The 15,396-nt window shown below is 40.6% G+C and carries 16 protein-coding genes; 1 reads left to right on the forward strand and 15 read right to left on the reverse strand.

Annotated features, from left to right (window positions below):
- Window positions 1-275: 275 nt before the first annotated feature.
- The 15 genes from BJI48_RS01400 to BJI48_RS01470 all read right to left on the reverse strand — a co-directional run bounded on the left by BJI48_RS01400 (window position 276) and on the right by BJI48_RS01470 (window position 13,962).
- Window positions 276-1,196 (reverse strand): lipid A biosynthesis lauroyl acyltransferase, encoded by a 921-nt coding sequence (locus tag BJI48_RS01400; RefSeq protein WP_257874343.1) that lies wholly within the window; start codon window positions 1,194-1,196, stop codon window positions 276-278.
- Window positions 1,193-2,203 (reverse strand): lipopolysaccharide heptosyltransferase I, encoded by a 1,011-nt coding sequence (waaC, locus tag BJI48_RS01405; RefSeq protein ID WP_095331099.1) that lies wholly within the window; start codon window positions 2,201-2,203, stop codon window positions 1,193-1,195. The genes BJI48_RS01400 and waaC overlap by 4 nt, the downstream gene beginning before the upstream one ends.
- Window positions 2,200-3,678 (reverse strand): Ppx/GppA phosphatase family protein, encoded by a 1,479-nt coding sequence (locus BJI48_RS01410; RefSeq protein ID WP_095331101.1) that lies wholly within the window; start codon window positions 3,676-3,678, stop codon window positions 2,200-2,202. Before BJI48_RS01410 ends, waaC begins: the two co-directional genes overlap by 4 nt.
- Window positions 3,678-3,929, reverse strand: coding sequence for a YfhL family 4Fe-4S dicluster ferredoxin (locus BJI48_RS01415; RefSeq protein ID WP_095331104.1), 252 nt, complete (start codon window positions 3,927-3,929; stop codon window positions 3,678-3,680). Before BJI48_RS01415 ends, BJI48_RS01410 begins: the two co-directional genes overlap by 1 nt.
- 62 nt (window positions 3,930-3,991) lie before the next feature.
- Window positions 3,992-4,684, reverse strand: coding sequence for an indole-3-glycerol phosphate synthase (locus BJI48_RS01420; RefSeq protein ID WP_095331106.1), 693 nt, complete (start codon window positions 4,682-4,684; stop codon window positions 3,992-3,994).
- Window positions 4,681-5,967, reverse strand: a complete 1,287-nt coding sequence (locus BJI48_RS01425) for an ATP-dependent nuclease subunit B (protein ID WP_143428751.1) — start codon at window positions 5,965-5,967, stop codon at window positions 4,681-4,683. Before BJI48_RS01425 ends, BJI48_RS01420 begins: the two co-directional genes overlap by 4 nt.
- On the reverse strand, window positions 5,949-6,344 hold the full coding sequence (locus BJI48_RS01430) for a YkgJ family cysteine cluster protein (RefSeq protein WP_095331109.1): 396 nt from the start codon (window positions 6,342-6,344) through the stop codon (window positions 5,949-5,951). The genes BJI48_RS01425 and BJI48_RS01430 overlap by 19 nt, the downstream gene beginning before the upstream one ends.
- Window positions 6,345-6,385: 41 nt before the next feature.
- Window positions 6,386-7,837 carry a hypothetical protein gene (locus tag BJI48_RS01435; protein WP_095331112.1) on the reverse strand — a complete coding sequence of 484 codons (1,452 nt, stop codon included), beginning with the start codon at window positions 7,835-7,837 and terminating at the stop codon, window positions 6,386-6,388.
- A gap of 98 nt (window positions 7,838-7,935) precedes the next feature.
- Window positions 7,936-9,348 (reverse strand): major outer membrane protein, encoded by a 1,413-nt coding sequence (locus tag BJI48_RS01440; RefSeq protein WP_095331114.1) that lies wholly within the window; start codon window positions 9,346-9,348, stop codon window positions 7,936-7,938.
- A gap of 205 nt (window positions 9,349-9,553) precedes the next feature.
- A complete protein-coding gene (locus BJI48_RS01445; RefSeq protein WP_095331116.1) occupies window positions 9,554-10,132 on the reverse strand; it encodes a hypothetical protein in 579 nt (192 codons plus the stop codon).
- Entirely contained in the window at window positions 10,119-10,664 is a 546-nt protein-coding gene (locus BJI48_RS01450; RefSeq protein WP_095331118.1) for a hypothetical protein, read from the reverse strand. Before BJI48_RS01450 ends, BJI48_RS01445 begins: the two co-directional genes overlap by 14 nt.
- Window positions 10,661-11,686 carry a hypothetical protein gene (locus BJI48_RS01455; protein ID WP_095331120.1) on the reverse strand — a complete coding sequence of 342 codons (1,026 nt, stop codon included), beginning with the start codon at window positions 11,684-11,686 and terminating at the stop codon, window positions 10,661-10,663. The genes BJI48_RS01450 and BJI48_RS01455 overlap by 4 nt, the downstream gene beginning before the upstream one ends.
- A 55-nt stretch (window positions 11,687-11,741) precedes the next feature.
- Entirely contained in the window at window positions 11,742-12,407 is a 666-nt protein-coding gene (locus BJI48_RS01460; protein WP_095331122.1) for a lysophospholipid acyltransferase family protein, read from the reverse strand.
- Window positions 12,404-13,708 carry a tRNA (N6-isopentenyl adenosine(37)-C2)-methylthiotransferase MiaB gene (gene miaB / locus BJI48_RS01465; protein ID WP_095331124.1) on the reverse strand — a complete coding sequence of 435 codons (1,305 nt, stop codon included), beginning with the start codon at window positions 13,706-13,708 and terminating at the stop codon, window positions 12,404-12,406. The genes BJI48_RS01460 and miaB overlap by 4 nt, the downstream gene beginning before the upstream one ends.
- Before the next feature lie 11 nt (window positions 13,709-13,719).
- The gene (locus BJI48_RS01470) at window positions 13,720-13,962 is read right to left on the reverse strand and encodes an HP0268 family nuclease (protein ID WP_095331126.1); all 243 of its coding nucleotides are present in this window, start codon (window positions 13,960-13,962) and stop codon (window positions 13,720-13,722) included.
- 239 nt (window positions 13,963-14,201) lie between these two features.
- Here BJI48_RS01470 and nusA point away from each other — a divergent pair, with 239 nt between their 5' ends.
- Window positions 14,202-15,341, forward strand: coding sequence for a transcription termination factor NusA (gene nusA / locus BJI48_RS01475; protein ID WP_095331128.1), 1,140 nt, complete (start codon window positions 14,202-14,204; stop codon window positions 15,339-15,341).
- Window positions 15,342-15,396: the final 55 nt, after the last annotated feature.

Consider the following 15,396-nt stretch of genomic DNA (forward strand, 5'->3'; position numbering starts at 1 on the left):
CATTGGCACAAAATCCAAAAAAGAGGTAAAAGATATGGAATCACCAAAATACTGGAGAGTTTTTATGAGGCTCACCTGAATGGGAGTGAAATACTACAAACTTATAGCTTAAGGTTTGCTTAGGGGAGAGGGGTTGGAGAAAAAAAAAGGGGGGGGGATCACGAATATCAAAATAGATAGCTCGATGGGGGTTTAGCGGGGTAGAGGCGTTAAAAAAGGATTAGATTTTTGTTTGAAAAGTTTAACGCAAGAGATTTTCTGCAGTCTAATCTGGATTAAGAAGAATGCTGGTAAATTTCGGGGTAAGAGCTTTTCCACCGCTTGTGAAACCAAAACCAACTCGATGGATTTTCTCTAATCATTGCCTCTGTCAAATCGGCTTGTTTCTGTGTGGTCTCTTGTATATCCATATCAGAATCTTTCGTGAAATCACTCCGTATTGGCGGATAAAGCTTGATTTGAAACTTCGAATAATCCTGGTTAAAATCTATCAAAACAGGCACAATATCAATCTGAAATCTCCTAGAGAGGATAGAAGCAATCGTCGTATGCGAGGCCTTTTTGCCAAAAAATTCGACCCACACCCCCTCACCCGGAGAAATATTTTGATCCACCAGTATCCCTGCAAGGGCGTTTCCTTTGTTATACATTTTTAACAAATGCTTAAAAGCCCCTTTTTTATTGATGAGCTTCACCCCGCAGGCTTCCCTACGACTAATAATCAAACGATTGATAGCCTCATAATCGGTCAATCTCCCCAAAGAAGCCAGATGATACCCCGCACATCGATCAGGCAAAATCGTTGCCATCGCTTCCCAATACCCAAAATGTATCCCCATCAACACAGCACTCCCATTGGCTTTGAGAGAATCTTGCAAATAATGCTCATCTACAATCTCAAATTTCTTTTGATAGGTTTGCTTGGGGATATACACAACACGAATCCCCTCTAATAAAATAAAAGCAAAATTTCTATAACACCGCTTGATTATCTCTTTTTTTTCGCACTCACTAAGGCTTTCCCCATAAACAAAATTGAGATTTGCCAAGCCATCAAGAAAACGCCTCTTATCAAGCCAAGCCATCAGCAAAGCCAACCCATCGACACATACCAAAAACGCCCGATGGGGGATCTTGGCTAACAAAAATCCAAAAGCATTCACGCCCCATTCAATGAGTTTGGCAACCAACTTCACAAAATCCTCCTCATTGCTTCGTTGATGTCTTCTGGAGGAATCGCACGAATTGAAAAGTCATTTTTGTCATAATTGGCTTTAAGATTCCCGCTTAATGATATGTTTTTTTCTCCACGAAGTTCAAATCGCTCCACCGGCGTGTTGCCATAAAGCGTAATAGAAGCCCGTTGCATTGCCCAAGATAAATGCGTAACACCCGTATCGCCACCGACTACCAAATCAACCCGAGCTATCAAGGCTTTGATCGTATCAAGATCAAGCTTAGGTAGCACAAGCACATCGACAAAATGACAGATCTGGTCTCTAAGTTTTTGCGCCCTATCGAAATACCCATACCACAGCAAAACAATCTTGAGATTCAAATCCTTGATAAGACCCGCAAGCTTGGCGTATTGCTCGATGGGATAGGATTTATTGTCATTGGAAGCTTCCAAAACAAACAAAACAATTTTTCGTTTTTCGCCCAAAAATAAATCATTGATTTTAGCGCCTGCACTTGATGAATACCCAAAGGCATTCTTTCTGTTCTCTAGGCAATTTTCAAGCCCCATCTTTGCGCCAATTACGCCTTCAAACAGCGCCATATTGCGTTCTAAAATATTATTTTCATAAGGAATGCTAACCTTTTGATTATAAAACACCGAAGCGATTTTTTCACGGATAGAATGTTTATCAAACCCGATAAATCGGTCCTTTTTGAGCATACTCCCTATCACGCTAGATTTGATAAGCCCTTGTAAATCGATCACAACATCGTATTTTTCAAGCATTCGTAAATTTTTTGCCATCCTAAAAGCTTCAAAAATATTCTTGGATTTGGATATTTTTTTGAGTGGCAATTGCCATAGCTTGGCAATGCAGGGCGAATCCTCTAAAATACCTCCAAACACCTCATCAACAAACCAATGAATCTCCATATCTGGGCGTATGGCTTTGAGATAGGGCAAAAAAACCGCACTCACGATAATATCCCCCAAAGCCGAAAGGCGGACAATCGCTACTTTCAAGAAGCTTTCTCCCAAAAAAACTTTATTTCAAAATCCAGAGGTTTTACCAAACGCATTACGGCTTCTTTGGACAAATAAAGCTCGCTTGTGCTTTTGATTTTAAGCACGCCTGCTTCATAAGCATAGCACAAACCTTTTGGCACATCCACCACACACATCGCCTCTGCCATACCCAAAATAAAGCTTAGCCACTGCAATGTCAAAATCGGTGGCATAATATCGCTGATATGGGCGATCGAATTGTCTTTGGGGATTTTTTTGTTGCTAAATTGTGCGAGCAGGCAAATGATCGCCTTGTCTTGATGGGAAAATCCATAATCTAAAGAATGCAATAAAAAATAAGCGCTATGCTCGTGGGAATCATAAAAACTCAAACGCCTCCCCACACTTGAAAGCTCCCCTGCAATGCCTAAGTGCCACGTGTATTTTTCATCGATTTGATGGCATTGTTTTAGGGCGTCAAAAATCTTGAGGCATTCTCTTTTGACATTTTGAGCGTGTTTTTTGTGAGTCAAAAATCGATCGTTTAGCGAACACAATGAGGGATTAAGCCCTTTGGGAAAAGCATATTTTTGATTGCGAAGCAAATCGCTCAAAAACACCCCTTCACGCACCCCCACGCCACTTGTGGTGATGGTTTGTGTGCCAAAAATTTCGAGCAAAACAGACAATATCAACGCCCCACTACGGATATTGTCCTTTCTATCTTCAGTTACGCCAAGACTAGCAAGCTTGTCTTCTTTTGTCATATAAATTTTCTCAATGAAGCCCTGATGATTTTTCACATCCACCTCATAGCCGTGCAAGACATCAATAGGGTATCGGCTATTACGCATAATCATTTTTGAAATCGCCCGAATTGTCCCGCCAATGCCAAAAACATTGCTATGGCGATAGGTTTGGGGGATTTTTTCGATTTCTTTTTTGATAAATTCTTTTGCTGCCCTCAAGTCTTCTTTTTTATCAAAAAAAAGCTCTTTTAGGCGGATAGTGCCGATATTTAAAGAAACTAAATCCACAATCTTGCCATCTTTGATAAAAGCACATTCGGTGCTTCCCCCGCCAATATCAATAGTGATCCCATCTTTTTTATGCGAGAGATTCGCACAGGCGATACCCCCATAAAAGGCTTCTTTTTGCCCATCAATGACTTTTATCTGTATCCCGCAATTTCGCTTCACTAAAGCAATAAAATCTTTGGCATTTGGCGCATCTCTAATAGCACTCGTCGCCACACACAAAAGCTTTTTGCTACCATATTTTTGTGAGATTTGTTTAAAATCATTCAATGCCTTGAGCGCGCGAGACATCGCAACATCTTGGAGAACACCGCCAAATTGATAACTACCTTCTGAAATCCTGACTTTGGATTTCATCTCACACAAAAGATAAAATCCAAATCGGCTCGTCTTCTGAAATATCGCCATCCGTGCAGAATTTGAACCGATGTCAATCACGGTAGTTATTTTTGCCATTATTCTCCCTCTTGAAGCTGCTCGTATTTATACTTGAGTTCTTCCACACTTTCGACATTGTCTGGATCAGGAATAATAGCATCCACAGGACAAACGGCAACGCAACTGGGTTCATCATCGTATCCCACGCATTCTGTGCATCTATCAGGGTCGATGACATAAAAGGGATCTCCCTCCTCAATAGCCTCATTAGGACAATCTTCCCTGCAAGCATCACAGGCAATGCATTCATCATTGATTAATAAAGACATCTTCACTCCATCATATTTTAAGGATTTCAAAAGACATCTTTTAACTAAAATATTCTTAACATTTATTTAATCACATCACGAACCAAAAACATATCCACGCCATAGGAATTTTTTTGCTTCAAATCAACGCTGTCATCACCTACATTTCCATCAGAAAAAATAATCTTAGAATTGGGAATCAGTCCGAGCAGGCTTGAGAAATCTTTGGCGATATAGAGGATCTGGGCTTTGGCAAAAATCGCAGCTTTGAGCTCTTCTGGCGATGTGATTTTCACGATCACGACAAGCCCGAGCCGAGAGGCAAAATCACACATAGAAGCCAAATCCTTGCCCAAAAGCCCCGCTTCTAAAATCACCCCATCACTCCCATAAACCACCGATTCAAGCAACTGATACGGGTCTATAAACATATCATTATGGATAATATATTTATCACTATAGCGCCGTAATGCACTCAAACAATCCAAAGCCTCTGCTGTGGGGACACCACTAACATACATCGGGGTAAAATCAATCGCAATAGCCTTGATATTATCAGGCAAAAAAGAAAGTTTTTCATAAGAAAAAGGCGGGCAAAACAAGATATTCCCTGCGATATTTTGCTTGGCTTCCCGTTTAAAATCCAAAGCCTCTGCTCTTGGCATATAGGGATTATAAGCCAAACTCCTACCCAAAAAATCAAAAGCTAAACGTTCTTGTTTATTTTTGAGGCTTTGCTTGAGATTTTCAAGACTTTTATGAGAATACGGCTTCATTGCGCGCACGTATTGATGGCTTCAAAATGGGCTTTAAGCTCAGGTTCGATTTCTATCTGGTCTTTAGGAATGGTTGAAAAAATTTTTTGCGCTTCCTTGCATTTGCCAAGCTTGTAATACCCCCAAGCCAGCGAATCAACATAAGAAATCGAACTAGGGTCAATCCCTAAAGCCACCTTGACATAATCGATCCCTTTTTTGATATTCATATCATAATCAATCAGCATATACCCCAAAAAATTATAAAAAAATGCGTCTTGGTGATTGAGATTTTCTTTGATACTAGAAATCTCTTTTTTGCGTTGATTGAGTGCATTTTCAAGCTTTTGGACAACTTTTTTGATCGTGTCTTTTTGGGGTGTTTGCATCGCCTCATACAAATAAACAGCCTCCAAAGCCAAATATTTTGGGTCTTTTTGTTCTTGATATATCAAACTCGCCTGCTTGGAAGCACCAGCAAAATCTTTTTGCACCACATACAAATCAAGCAAAAGATGTCTATCTAATGGAAAGGTTTGGGCGATCTCTTGGGCTTGTTTGTATTTTTTCTGTGATGCCAAAATCCAAATATAATACCTCGCATTTTCGATGGTTGGGGATTTTTCATAGATTTCTTTAAAAACCTCTTGGGCGTCTGTGAGGTCATTAAATTGCGCAAATGTATTGAAACTTTTTTCGCACAGCTGGGATGAGCAGCCATATTTTCTCAGATGGGATTTCAGAAGATTGAGTGCGGCTGTTTTGTTGTTTTTGGCAAGATAAATCGTGATGATTTTTTCAAGCGCCTCTTCATCGTGGGTTTCATTATAAAATCTATCGAGCAAAAGAAATGCCTTGCCAAACTCCTTTTGACTCAAATAGAGCGTCCCAAGCACATTATCCACACTCAAAGAATCTTCTTTTTTCTTGATGGTTTCCAAAAGAGAAATCGCTTTTTTGATATCCCCCATCCGAATATAACCATCAGCAATAATCTTGTTTGTAGGCAAGTCATTGGTATCTTTGGTGGTTTCTTGATAGAGAATAGCGAGTTTCAAAGCGGTTTCAAAATCCCCCATACTCGCTGCACAAACGGCTGCTTGCCTAGCATAGGCAATCTGATTGGTCTCTTCATATAGCACCAAATAATCATCTTTAGCCGTCTCAAAATCCCCCCGATTGAAAGCATCTGAAGCGATCATTAAATAATAATCTTCAGGGAAAGTCTCTGCTTGGAGAAAAACAGACATTGCCGGCATACATATCATCACACTCAAGGCTACTTTTAGGATATTTTTGTGCATTTGACCCCCTTGCATAATTGGCATAAGCTTTGCAATTCCCCATCGGCAATTTTATTTTTCTTATGCCCTTCCCAAAATGGAAAATCCCGACACTGCTTGGGTCTGACATCATAGATGCGGCATTTTTTTATCCCATCATCAAAAAACACACACGCCCATCCATCGATACTTTTTTTCTCCAAAAATGAAAATTTATATCCCACCTTTCTAACATATTTTTGTGTCAATTCATCAAACGGGGTCCCCAAAAATTCGCTCACACCAATCAATTCATCAATCGTAGCAAAAATATACCCACTTTCACCCGTGCAACATTTTCCCCCACAATCTTGGCATTCTTTCCCATCAAATTCAAATTCAAAATCGCTAGCAACCATCTAAAATACGCCCTTTCTTGATGGGCACTTTCATAGGTGGATTAAAAATTATATTTGAGTGTTACCACGGTTCTGCCCATCTGCATATCACCGAGCATTTGTGAATAAACCACCGAGCCAGTGAAATCTTTTGTAAAAGCATAGCTAATTTGTGGGGAGATTTCAACCAGTTCAGAATCTGCGGTTAAGTTACCTTTGCCATTTTCATATTTACCATCTGTCCCCCCTGCTCTAGCTGGGATCACAGGACCACGATTGTGTCCCTTAGCAAGTCTTTCAGAGCCTTTTTTCATATAGGGGTATCGGTTATTCCCACCTATCCAGACAATATCAAGCCCAAAGCCAATCTTATTGAGCCAAGAATCACTCAAGCTACTTAGAGCGCTGAGCTTATACCGATGGGTGAAATAAACAGCTTTTAGACTGGTGTTTTTCACCGCCCCCGCACCTGTCCAGCCAAATCCCATTATCCCCCCAGCAATGATACCATTCCAGAGCTGGCCACCGACATCAAATGCCCCCTTGCTATCAAGCATCGTGCCATAGCCTTGCCCAAAGCTCCCGATATAACCAAGCTTACTAGAATACCCTCCGGCTTTGAGATTGATTTGGAGATTATAGATCCCACGGGTTTTTGCCATACCGCCATAATCCAAAGTAGGATCATTGATCAAGCTAAAATATTGAGCGAGATTTGTTTTGCCTTTGGTATGAAATCTCGCATTATCATTCATCAATGTGCCCGCTACCTGTGCTAATGCCCCAAGCGTTACGCCATTGTCAAATTTGTATTGATAATGCACATCGCCAAACATCATCAGATTATAGAGTTGTTGCGCCCAGCTATAATAGAGCTTGAACCCAAGCCCCTTGATACCAAAATCCTTGTTGCTCTCCACACCCATAATCACAAGATTATTGCCGATACCATAGGTGAGTGCTTGATTGAATGCCAACATAATATTATCAGTCATCCAGCTATCATAAGCAGAAAAATACAGGCGGATACCCTGAATATCTTCATTGCTAATCATCGCCCCTAGCCCCCTATCGCCATAGGAAGTCCCGGCATTAAGGGCAGATACGATATTCATCTGCCCGAGCCTCACGGTGGTTTTAGAGCCATTGCCCTCAAAATTTTTGTTGATATAAAGATTGCTGATATTAAATACATCCGGTGCGGAGCTGCCATCAATCCTTGGTGCACGAGACCCGCCGATAGAGTTATCTGAAGTTACATTATCAGGGACTCCCGGACCATAGGCGGCAAACACGCCAGCAGATAAGCTATAGCCATTGATTTCACCCGAGTGGAGTGTGGGTAAGAAAAACATCTGATAGCCCTGACCCGAGCCATCTCTGCCATCGCTATAAAAATACTTGCCACGCACCCAGCCATCCAAGCTGGCATTTTCAATCATACTTTTTAATGAAGAAGCCCCTAAAATCCCTGTAGATATACCTATCAAAGCAACAAGTTTTAAAAACCTCATAGCCTTTCTCCTAAGTGTTAATTTTTTGAAGCATTTTTTATTATAACTCCAAAAGCTTAAAAAATTAACAAAATCTTCTTGATTTATTCAAGAAGATTTCAGAAATTATATGTAAGTTGCACCCGTGTGCGGTTCAAAGATATGTCCCCAAATATCGTGGCATAATAGATTTGTGCAGTAAATTTTTTCCCTATTTTATAAGCAATGCTTGGGGTGATTTCAAAAAAGGATGCATCGATTGTCTTTTTTTGACCAGGATAGCCCGGGCTATAACCCCGATAGTCATAACCGGGGTGATTTGACCCTGCTGCTAAAAGCGGGTAATTATTCTTCCCACTCACCCAAGCAGAATCCAAGCTAAAGATAAACGCATCCCATTTGTAGTCCATCTGGAGATAAAGGGCGTTGATATTGGTGTTTTTGGTAGCTCCCCCACCCAAAAATCCAAATCCATCGGCGCCGTGTCCTTGCGAACCATTCCAAAGTTTCCCAGCGGTATTAAATCCCCCAACATTATCAAGCAACGCCGCATAGCCCTCCCCAAAACTCCCGGCAAATCCAAATTCCGCATAAAAACGATGCACTTCGATACTCGCTTGGATATTATAAAGCCCTCTTGTTGTTGCAAGCTCTTGTCTAGGACCATTTGGGAGAGATTCTTGGGTAACTTTATCGGTAAAATATTTATTCAAAAAAACACTTCTGCTTTGAAAGCCTGCGACATTATTCACGCCTGTAGCGGCAACTTGCCCGAGTAGCTTGACAAATGTATGCTCACCTAGCCCATATTGATAGGACATCTCACCAAAAAGCATATAATCAATCAAATGATGCGCCCACAAATCATAGAGTTTGAAATCAAGCTTATGCAAGGCATTATCATCTAATGTATATTTTCCTGAAATCCCAGCAATAACGAGATTGTTCCCGATACCCGCACCGACTTTTTTACTATCGCCTGCAAGTTTGCTCGCTTGTGCGGCAACATACATATCATCAGTCATCCAGCTATCATAAGCAGCAAGAAAGAGTTTCAATCCCGAAATATCGGCGTTCTCAATCGCCCCACCAATCCCGCGATCGACACTTTTGTCGGTAAATGGCGTAACGATGTTCATTTGACCGACCCTAAGGCTTGTCTTTGTGCCTGAAAAATTTTTGTTGATAAATAGATTGTTGATATTAAAAACATCCGACCCGCTCATATCGGTGCGAAATCCCCGACTTCCCCCGATATCATTGTCGGTATTATTGCCTTTATCGGGCGTGCCGGAACCTTGTGAGAAAAATATCCCCCCAGTCAATGAATAGCCATTGATTTCTCCTGAAGTAACATCGGCTTTGATACGAAACTGGAATCGACTCCCCGCCCCATCTTTGCCACCATTCGTCGTAAAACGCCCAAAAGTAAATCCGCTCAACGAGCTATTTTCAAGCGCTTCTTTCAAAGAACTTGCCTCTGCGCTCCCTAATGCAAAAACCAAAAACACTCCTAAGAATTTGTATCTCATTTCCCATCCTTTCAAACAATGATTTGATATTTTCTGTATATAAATGATAAAAAAACTCAATTCCCATATCATTTATGGTGATAATACTAGGGAATTTTAGCTTCGACATTTCTGAATTTTGTTTGCTGTTTTGTTACCAATTTGTAATATGGAAAATATGGCGGTTAAAAGATAAATAAATGCTGACAAATTAAAAGGCTAAGTCCTAGATTGCCACATCGGGCTTGTAATTACTTTTTTCTACATCAATATAAAATTCTAAAACCAATTGGGGAGAATTGTGAGATTTTTTAATAACAACAGGCAATAAAACCTTGATACTCATCGGGGCTTTTTGAAGATCGGTAAAAAAGTCATTCATTTCTTGAGTATTTTCCATTGTGCCACGCACAAAATATACATCGGTTCTGAGTTGATTTTGTGCGTCTTCTTGGGTGGATTTCTTCACAACTTCAATATCTTTAAAATGCTTGTTCAAGTTATTTGTTAATTTTGTCATATCAAACCCATAAGCCATCACATCCAAAAATTTTTGATTGGCATTTTTGGTTTTTTTGAGCGATTCTCGATTGTTCTCAAACTCCTTTTGCACCTGCAAAAAAACCACTCGGATCTTTTTTTCTTCGAGATACTGCTGTTTGTAAGCCTCGACCTTGGGCCACAAAAAATAATTCATAAACATCCCAATCGCAACACAAAAGACCACAAAAAAAATCAAATTCCGGATAACAAGGTCAGCATCCACATCAATATAAAAGAAATTTTTTTGATTATTTGTTTTCATCTGACTTTTCCTTCGGGGCTTCGATGATAGATATAGATGAATGGCTCGTTGAGACAAAGTTATACCAACCATTTGATAAGGCAAAAAAACTAACAGAACTTTTGCCAAAGATAGCTTTCAAAGGGTCTTGGAGTAAAAATTTAAAAACCTCTTTAGAGGGCGTTGCACCTTTGATTAACAACGAATCATTACCGATCTCAATATAATCAATCGTGATTTGGTCAGGAATAATATTAAATAAATTTCTGATCGCATCCCGGACGACGAGATTGTGGATTTGCCTTTGTTTTAACAAATCCGTTTCAGACAAAATCCGGCTTTGATAGGCTTGCATTTTGACGATTTTGCTTTGATAGGAAGCTTGTTTGCTTTGATACTCAGCAATCCTTTTATGCGAGAGCAAAATCTGGGATTCCAAAAGCAACAAAAATCCAAACATCATCCCCAAAGAAACGATAATATAAAAAACCCATATCTTAGTGATTTTCGTAACGATATATTTCGGGCGAGGCTTCAAAAAACTTAGTCTCATAGCTTGCCCCTTTCAAACTCGATTTTTGAGAGTGCGCAGAGTTCATCAACGATCGAAACGGGAATTTTGGATGTCTCAATCATCAGATTTTCTTCTAGATAATTCACCCCGCCCCTAGACATCCCGTAAGTATCGAGAATAACAATCTTTTCGATGAATTTATTTTCATAAAGCTCATTAGAATAAAATTCCCGCAAAGAATTTTGCACGATATTAAAAATAACTGAAACTTTGACAATATCATCGACTTTTTCTTTTGTGCGTTCATCTTCATCATTGTCATTCAAAAGGCTTTCATTAAGCTTGTCGATAAATAAGTCTGAATCCCCCAAATCTTCCAATTCATCGATAGCATCATCGAAGTCATCATCATTGTTGTTGTTTGGAAACGCAAAGCCATCACCAAACACCTCATTAATATGGCCTGATTGGGTAGCTTCACTCATATCATCCGCTTCGCCTTCTACGATGAAATACCCGCCAAAATAAATACCCTCCAAATCAGCAATCAAAAGCGAAATACTGCCCCTTTCTTGGAGGATATACAAGCTGGTCTTGCGCTCGATTTGGTCTTTTATCTTGTGATAAATAACAATAAAAGGCGAAAATAAATAATCCAAGCCTTTGAGTTTTGAAAATTTTTCCAGATTTTCTTCAATGGCAGAATTTTTGATATAAATTTTCCAATTCCCAAAGCTCAAAATATTCGACTCTTTGGGATTGATGCCATATTTTGAAAAATCTTCCTTGTCGTTTTTTTTGAAAATGCCTTGATTGTAGCTTTTAGCCATCGTGCTTAAATACGTAAAGGGATATTTTTTTTGATAGCTTTTGATGGCTTTGACCGCTTCAATAGGCATCTCGTGATTGACCATTTTGTATTCTTTGGTCAGATTTTCCAACGTCTCCCCGCCTTTGATACGCATAATCTTTAGCGAGCATACTTTGCTATCAAGATTCACAGAGATAAAAACATTTGAAAAAAAAGGTCGTATCAATTTAGAAAAACCAAAAATATCCATCACAAACCCGCTACTTGTTTTAAAATCATTTTACCAAAAACAAATGGATTTCTCATCAAAAACGCTCCATCTGTTCATAAACAAGTTTTTTTGCTGCTTCTATATCCATATCTTTGGGGATAAAAAATGGCTCTGAGAGATGGTAATCAATGCAAGAAAATGGCTTGGGGATACGAAATTTATCCCACGTATTTAGCTCATAATAACGGCTTGGGAAACACCGCCACGCGCTAATCCCCACGCCCGTTTTTTGCGCCATCGCCACCACCCCATCAGCGATATGATGATAAGGACCTTTGGGACCATCGGGTGTGATACCCATATCCCAGCCGGCACGCAAATGCCGAAAAGATTCTGCAAGCACCCGCGCCCCGCCTTTGTCCCCGCCTTTGTTTGTCGAACCCCTGATGGTATGAAAGCCAAAATACCCATAAAGCTTCACCATCAATTCCCCATCAAAATGCCTGCTTGAAATCACGCAGATCTTGGGCTGTTTGCGGATTTTGAGGTAGGCAAAGGGCATCATCAAAAACTCCCCGTGCCAAAAACACGCAATAAAATTCGCCCGCCCGATTTCAGGAGATATGGATTCAGGAGATATGAGCTCAGGCGATATATGGAAGCGGTGCTTGCACGTCCAAGCAAGCATTTTCAAAATCACCCAAGCGATATAAGGGAAAATCTTTAGGATAATTTTTTGCTTCCAACTTAAAGGCTTCATCTGACCCATCGCCCTATCAAGCTCCCGCCGTCATTTTCGCTGATTTGCACGTCCAAAATTTCCCCGATTGTTAAAATCTCTCCAGGAATCTTGACTAATTTTCCATTATCACTCCGCCCCTCAGAAAAGCTCTCCAAGCCGGTTTTGGTATTTTCTATCAAGACACGATGGTAGCTCCCAATCTCTTGCTTGGCTTTTTCTTTCAAGATTTCTTTATGGCGATTTTGCAATCTAGCGAGGCGCTCGGAGGCGACTTCTTGAGGGATCTTGCCGTTTTCACCCCAATCATAGGACTCTGTATGTGGGCGAGGGGAATACACAAAGCTATAAAGCGTATCAAAGCCGACTTCTTCAAGCACATCCATCGTATCGGCAAAATCTTCTTCACTCTCACCGGGAAACCCCACGATAATGTCCGTGCCAATGCCAACATTAGGCACGAGGGATTTGAGTTTGCTTGCCCGATTGAGAAACCATTCTTTGCTATAACCCCGACGCATTGATTTCAAAATCTTTGTCGAGCCACTCTGCAAGGGCATATGGATCGATTTACACACTTTGGGGTTGCTAGCAAATTCTTCTAAAAACTCATCGTCCATATGCAAAGGATGGGGCGAAGTAAAGCGGATACGCTCGATCCCATCGATTTGGCTGATTTCTCTTAATAACCCAGCAAAATTGATACGCTGGTGGGGCGTTGAAAATCGCACGCCATAGTTATTGACATTTTGCCCTAAAAGCATTAGTTCTTTCACGCCCTTACTCGCAAGCTTCCTTGCTTCTGATACTATCAAATCCAATGGGATAGAAATCTCCTTGCCACGGGTATGAGGGACAATGCAGTAAGCACATTTTTTATCACAACCAATCGAGATATTCAGCAACGCTTTCACGCCTGTATTTCTGGCTGTATCAAACACATACGTGCTGTCATCATAATCGATACTCACCTCGACGGCTTTGTCCTTGTGGATAATTTCAGAGATTTTTGAGATATTCCTCGCACCCAGGACAAAATTCACGCTCGGGGCTTTTTTGAGGATCTCCTCACCCATATGGCTAGCCGTGCAACCGCAAATCCCGATTTTAGCACCGGGTTTTTTGAGCCGTGCAAACTGCCCAATCTCAGAAAAAAGCTTGCGTTCAGGCTTTTCCCGCACACTGCAGGTATTAATGAGTATCAAATCGGCTTCTTTAACATCATCAGTCGCACGATAGCCCTGCTTTTTGAGTTCGCCAATCATATGCTCGCTATCACGCATATTCATCGCACAGCCAAGCGTTTCTATATAAAGCTTCATTCAAAACCTACTTAAATGATATGCAACTCATAAATATAGTCTTTTTCATCCAGGCTGATTTTAATCTCAGACAGATAGGCTTTTCGCCCCTTGTTTTCAAAGAAACTCACCGCTTTTAGCAGGTCTTTATGGCTATTGCTAGGATCAAAATAAAACACCCGATTGTTGTCGGCTTGGAGTTTTTCAGCCAATTTTTCCAAACTGATTTTTTGCGCCTTTTCTTCAAGATTTGTTTTAGCAAGCACTAATTCCATCAATAAACCCTTTTATTCAAATAATTTCGGTCGGCATTTTATCCAGATTTGGCTTATAAAAAGTTTGAATATTTTTTTATCTTAAAAAGGTAATTTCTTTTTAGATCCGACCAGCCCGCTCCAAACCACAGCCTTGTCAAAATGATAAAAATTTTTGATATAATCATTCCCTTAAATAAAAACTCCCTGCTACATAAAATTTAAAATCAAGCAAATTTCGGGACAATCAAAGGACATAGATGGAAAAAATACTCGATATCATAGAGCTTATCGCCTATGAAAAAGGTTTGCAAGTCTCAATGGTATCCCAAGTCGTCAAAGACGCCATCATTAAAATGGCAAAAAAAGAAATCGATGAGACCATCAATTACACCGTCGAAGAAGATCTTAAAGAACGCAATTTTAAGCTTATCCACACCATCGGAGTTTGCGAAGAAGACGACCCAAAAGTCCAAGAGGACCCCACCAATTTTATCCCCCTTTCCAAAGCAATAACAATGGATCCTGATCTCAAACCTGGCGATGAGATCAAATACGAATTGAGCCTAGAAGATATGAGTAGGAGCGCTGTCAATACGCTTTTTAGGGATCTGGAGTTTAATATCCAGCGCACTATTGAAGACCAATTATTTGAAAAATTCAAAGCCAATCTCGGCAAAATCATCACCGGCGTGGTTATCCGTGTCGATGATATGCAAAATACATTTATTGAGATTGATGAAATCCGTGCCATACTGCCTCTAAAAAATCGTATCAAAGGCGAAAAATTTGCCGTAGGGCAAACCGCTTCTTGTATCCTCAAGCACGTAGGTATCACCAAAGATGGTCTCCACCTCGAGCTTTCACGCACCACACCCAAAATGCTCGAAGAACTCCTTGCCCTTGAAGTCCCTGAAATCAAAGACGGCGAAGTCATCATCGCAAAAAGTGCAAGAATCCCTGGCGATCGGGCAAAAATCGCCCTATATTCCAACAACCCCCGAATCGACCCCATCGGCGCTACCGTTGGCGTGCGTGGCGTGCGTATCAATGCGGTGAGTAAAGAGCTCAACGGAGAAAATATCGATTGTATCGAATACTCCGAAGTCCCTGAAATCTTTATCTCCAAAGCCATCGCCCCCGCAAATATCATCAGTATCAAAATCCAGCCCGCCCCCGATGAAAACACCCCGCCCAAAGCCATCATCAACATTATGAGCGACCAAAAAAGCAAAGCCATCGGCAAAAATGGGATCAATATCCGCCTCGCTTCAATGCTTACCGGCTATGACATCGAGCTTGTCGAGATTGTCTCTGAAAAAGACAAAGAAGAAAACCCTGACACGCCCGTAGCCTCAAAAGTCGGTATTGACGCCTTAGAATCACTCTTTAAGCAGTGATTTTTTAGATCGCAATGATGTGCGAATAAAAGCCCATCCCAACTAAAGGTTATCC

It is taken from the genome of Helicobacter sp. 11S02596-1, assembly GCF_002272825.1.
GTDB lineage: Bacteria > Campylobacterota > Campylobacteria > Campylobacterales > Helicobacteraceae > Helicobacter_J.

What these genes read in the sequence shown, in the direction of transcription:
- BJI48_RS01410 (WP_095331101.1), bottom strand. Translation starts at nt 3,678, where the DNA reads ATGGCAAAAATAACTACCGTGATTGACATCGGTTCAAATTCTGCACGG.
- BJI48_RS01415 (WP_095331104.1), bottom strand. Translation starts at nt 3,929, where the DNA reads ATGTCTTTATTAATCAATGATGAATGCATTGCCTGTGATGCTTGCAGG.
- BJI48_RS01420 (WP_095331106.1), bottom strand. Translation starts at nt 4,684, where the DNA reads ATGAAGCCGTATTCTCATAAAAGTCTTGAAAATCTCAAGCAAAGCCTC.
- BJI48_RS01425 (WP_143428751.1), bottom strand. Translation starts at nt 5,967, where the DNA reads ATGCACAAAAATATCCTAAAAGTAGCCTTGAGTGTGATGATATGTATG.
- BJI48_RS01430 (WP_095331109.1), bottom strand. Translation starts at nt 6,344, where the DNA reads ATGGTTGCTAGCGATTTTGAATTTGAATTTGATGGGAAAGAATGCCAA.
- BJI48_RS01435 (WP_095331112.1), bottom strand. Translation starts at nt 7,837, where the DNA reads ATGAGGTTTTTAAAACTTGTTGCTTTGATAGGTATATCTACAGGGATT.
- BJI48_RS01440 (WP_095331114.1), bottom strand. Translation starts at nt 9,348, where the DNA reads ATGAGATACAAATTCTTAGGAGTGTTTTTGGTTTTTGCATTAGGGAGC.
- BJI48_RS01445 (WP_095331116.1), bottom strand. Translation starts at nt 10,132, where the DNA reads ATGAAAACAAATAATCAAAAAAATTTCTTTTATATTGATGTGGATGCT.
- BJI48_RS01450 (WP_095331118.1), bottom strand. Translation starts at nt 10,664, where the DNA reads ATGAGACTAAGTTTTTTGAAGCCTCGCCCGAAATATATCGTTACGAAA.
- BJI48_RS01455 (WP_095331120.1), bottom strand. Translation starts at nt 11,686, where the DNA reads ATGGATATTTTTGGTTTTTCTAAATTGATACGACCTTTTTTTTCAAAT.
- BJI48_RS01460 (WP_095331122.1), bottom strand. Translation starts at nt 12,407, where the DNA reads ATGAAGCCTTTAAGTTGGAAGCAAAAAATTATCCTAAAGATTTTCCCT.
- miaB (WP_095331124.1), bottom strand. Translation starts at nt 13,708, where the DNA reads ATGAAGCTTTATATAGAAACGCTTGGCTGTGCGATGAATATGCGTGAT.
- BJI48_RS01470 (WP_095331126.1), bottom strand. Translation starts at nt 13,962, where the DNA reads ATGGAATTAGTGCTTGCTAAAACAAATCTTGAAGAAAAGGCGCAAAAA.
- nusA (WP_095331128.1), top strand. Translation starts at nt 14,202, where the DNA reads ATGGAAAAAATACTCGATATCATAGAGCTTATCGCCTATGAAAAAGGT.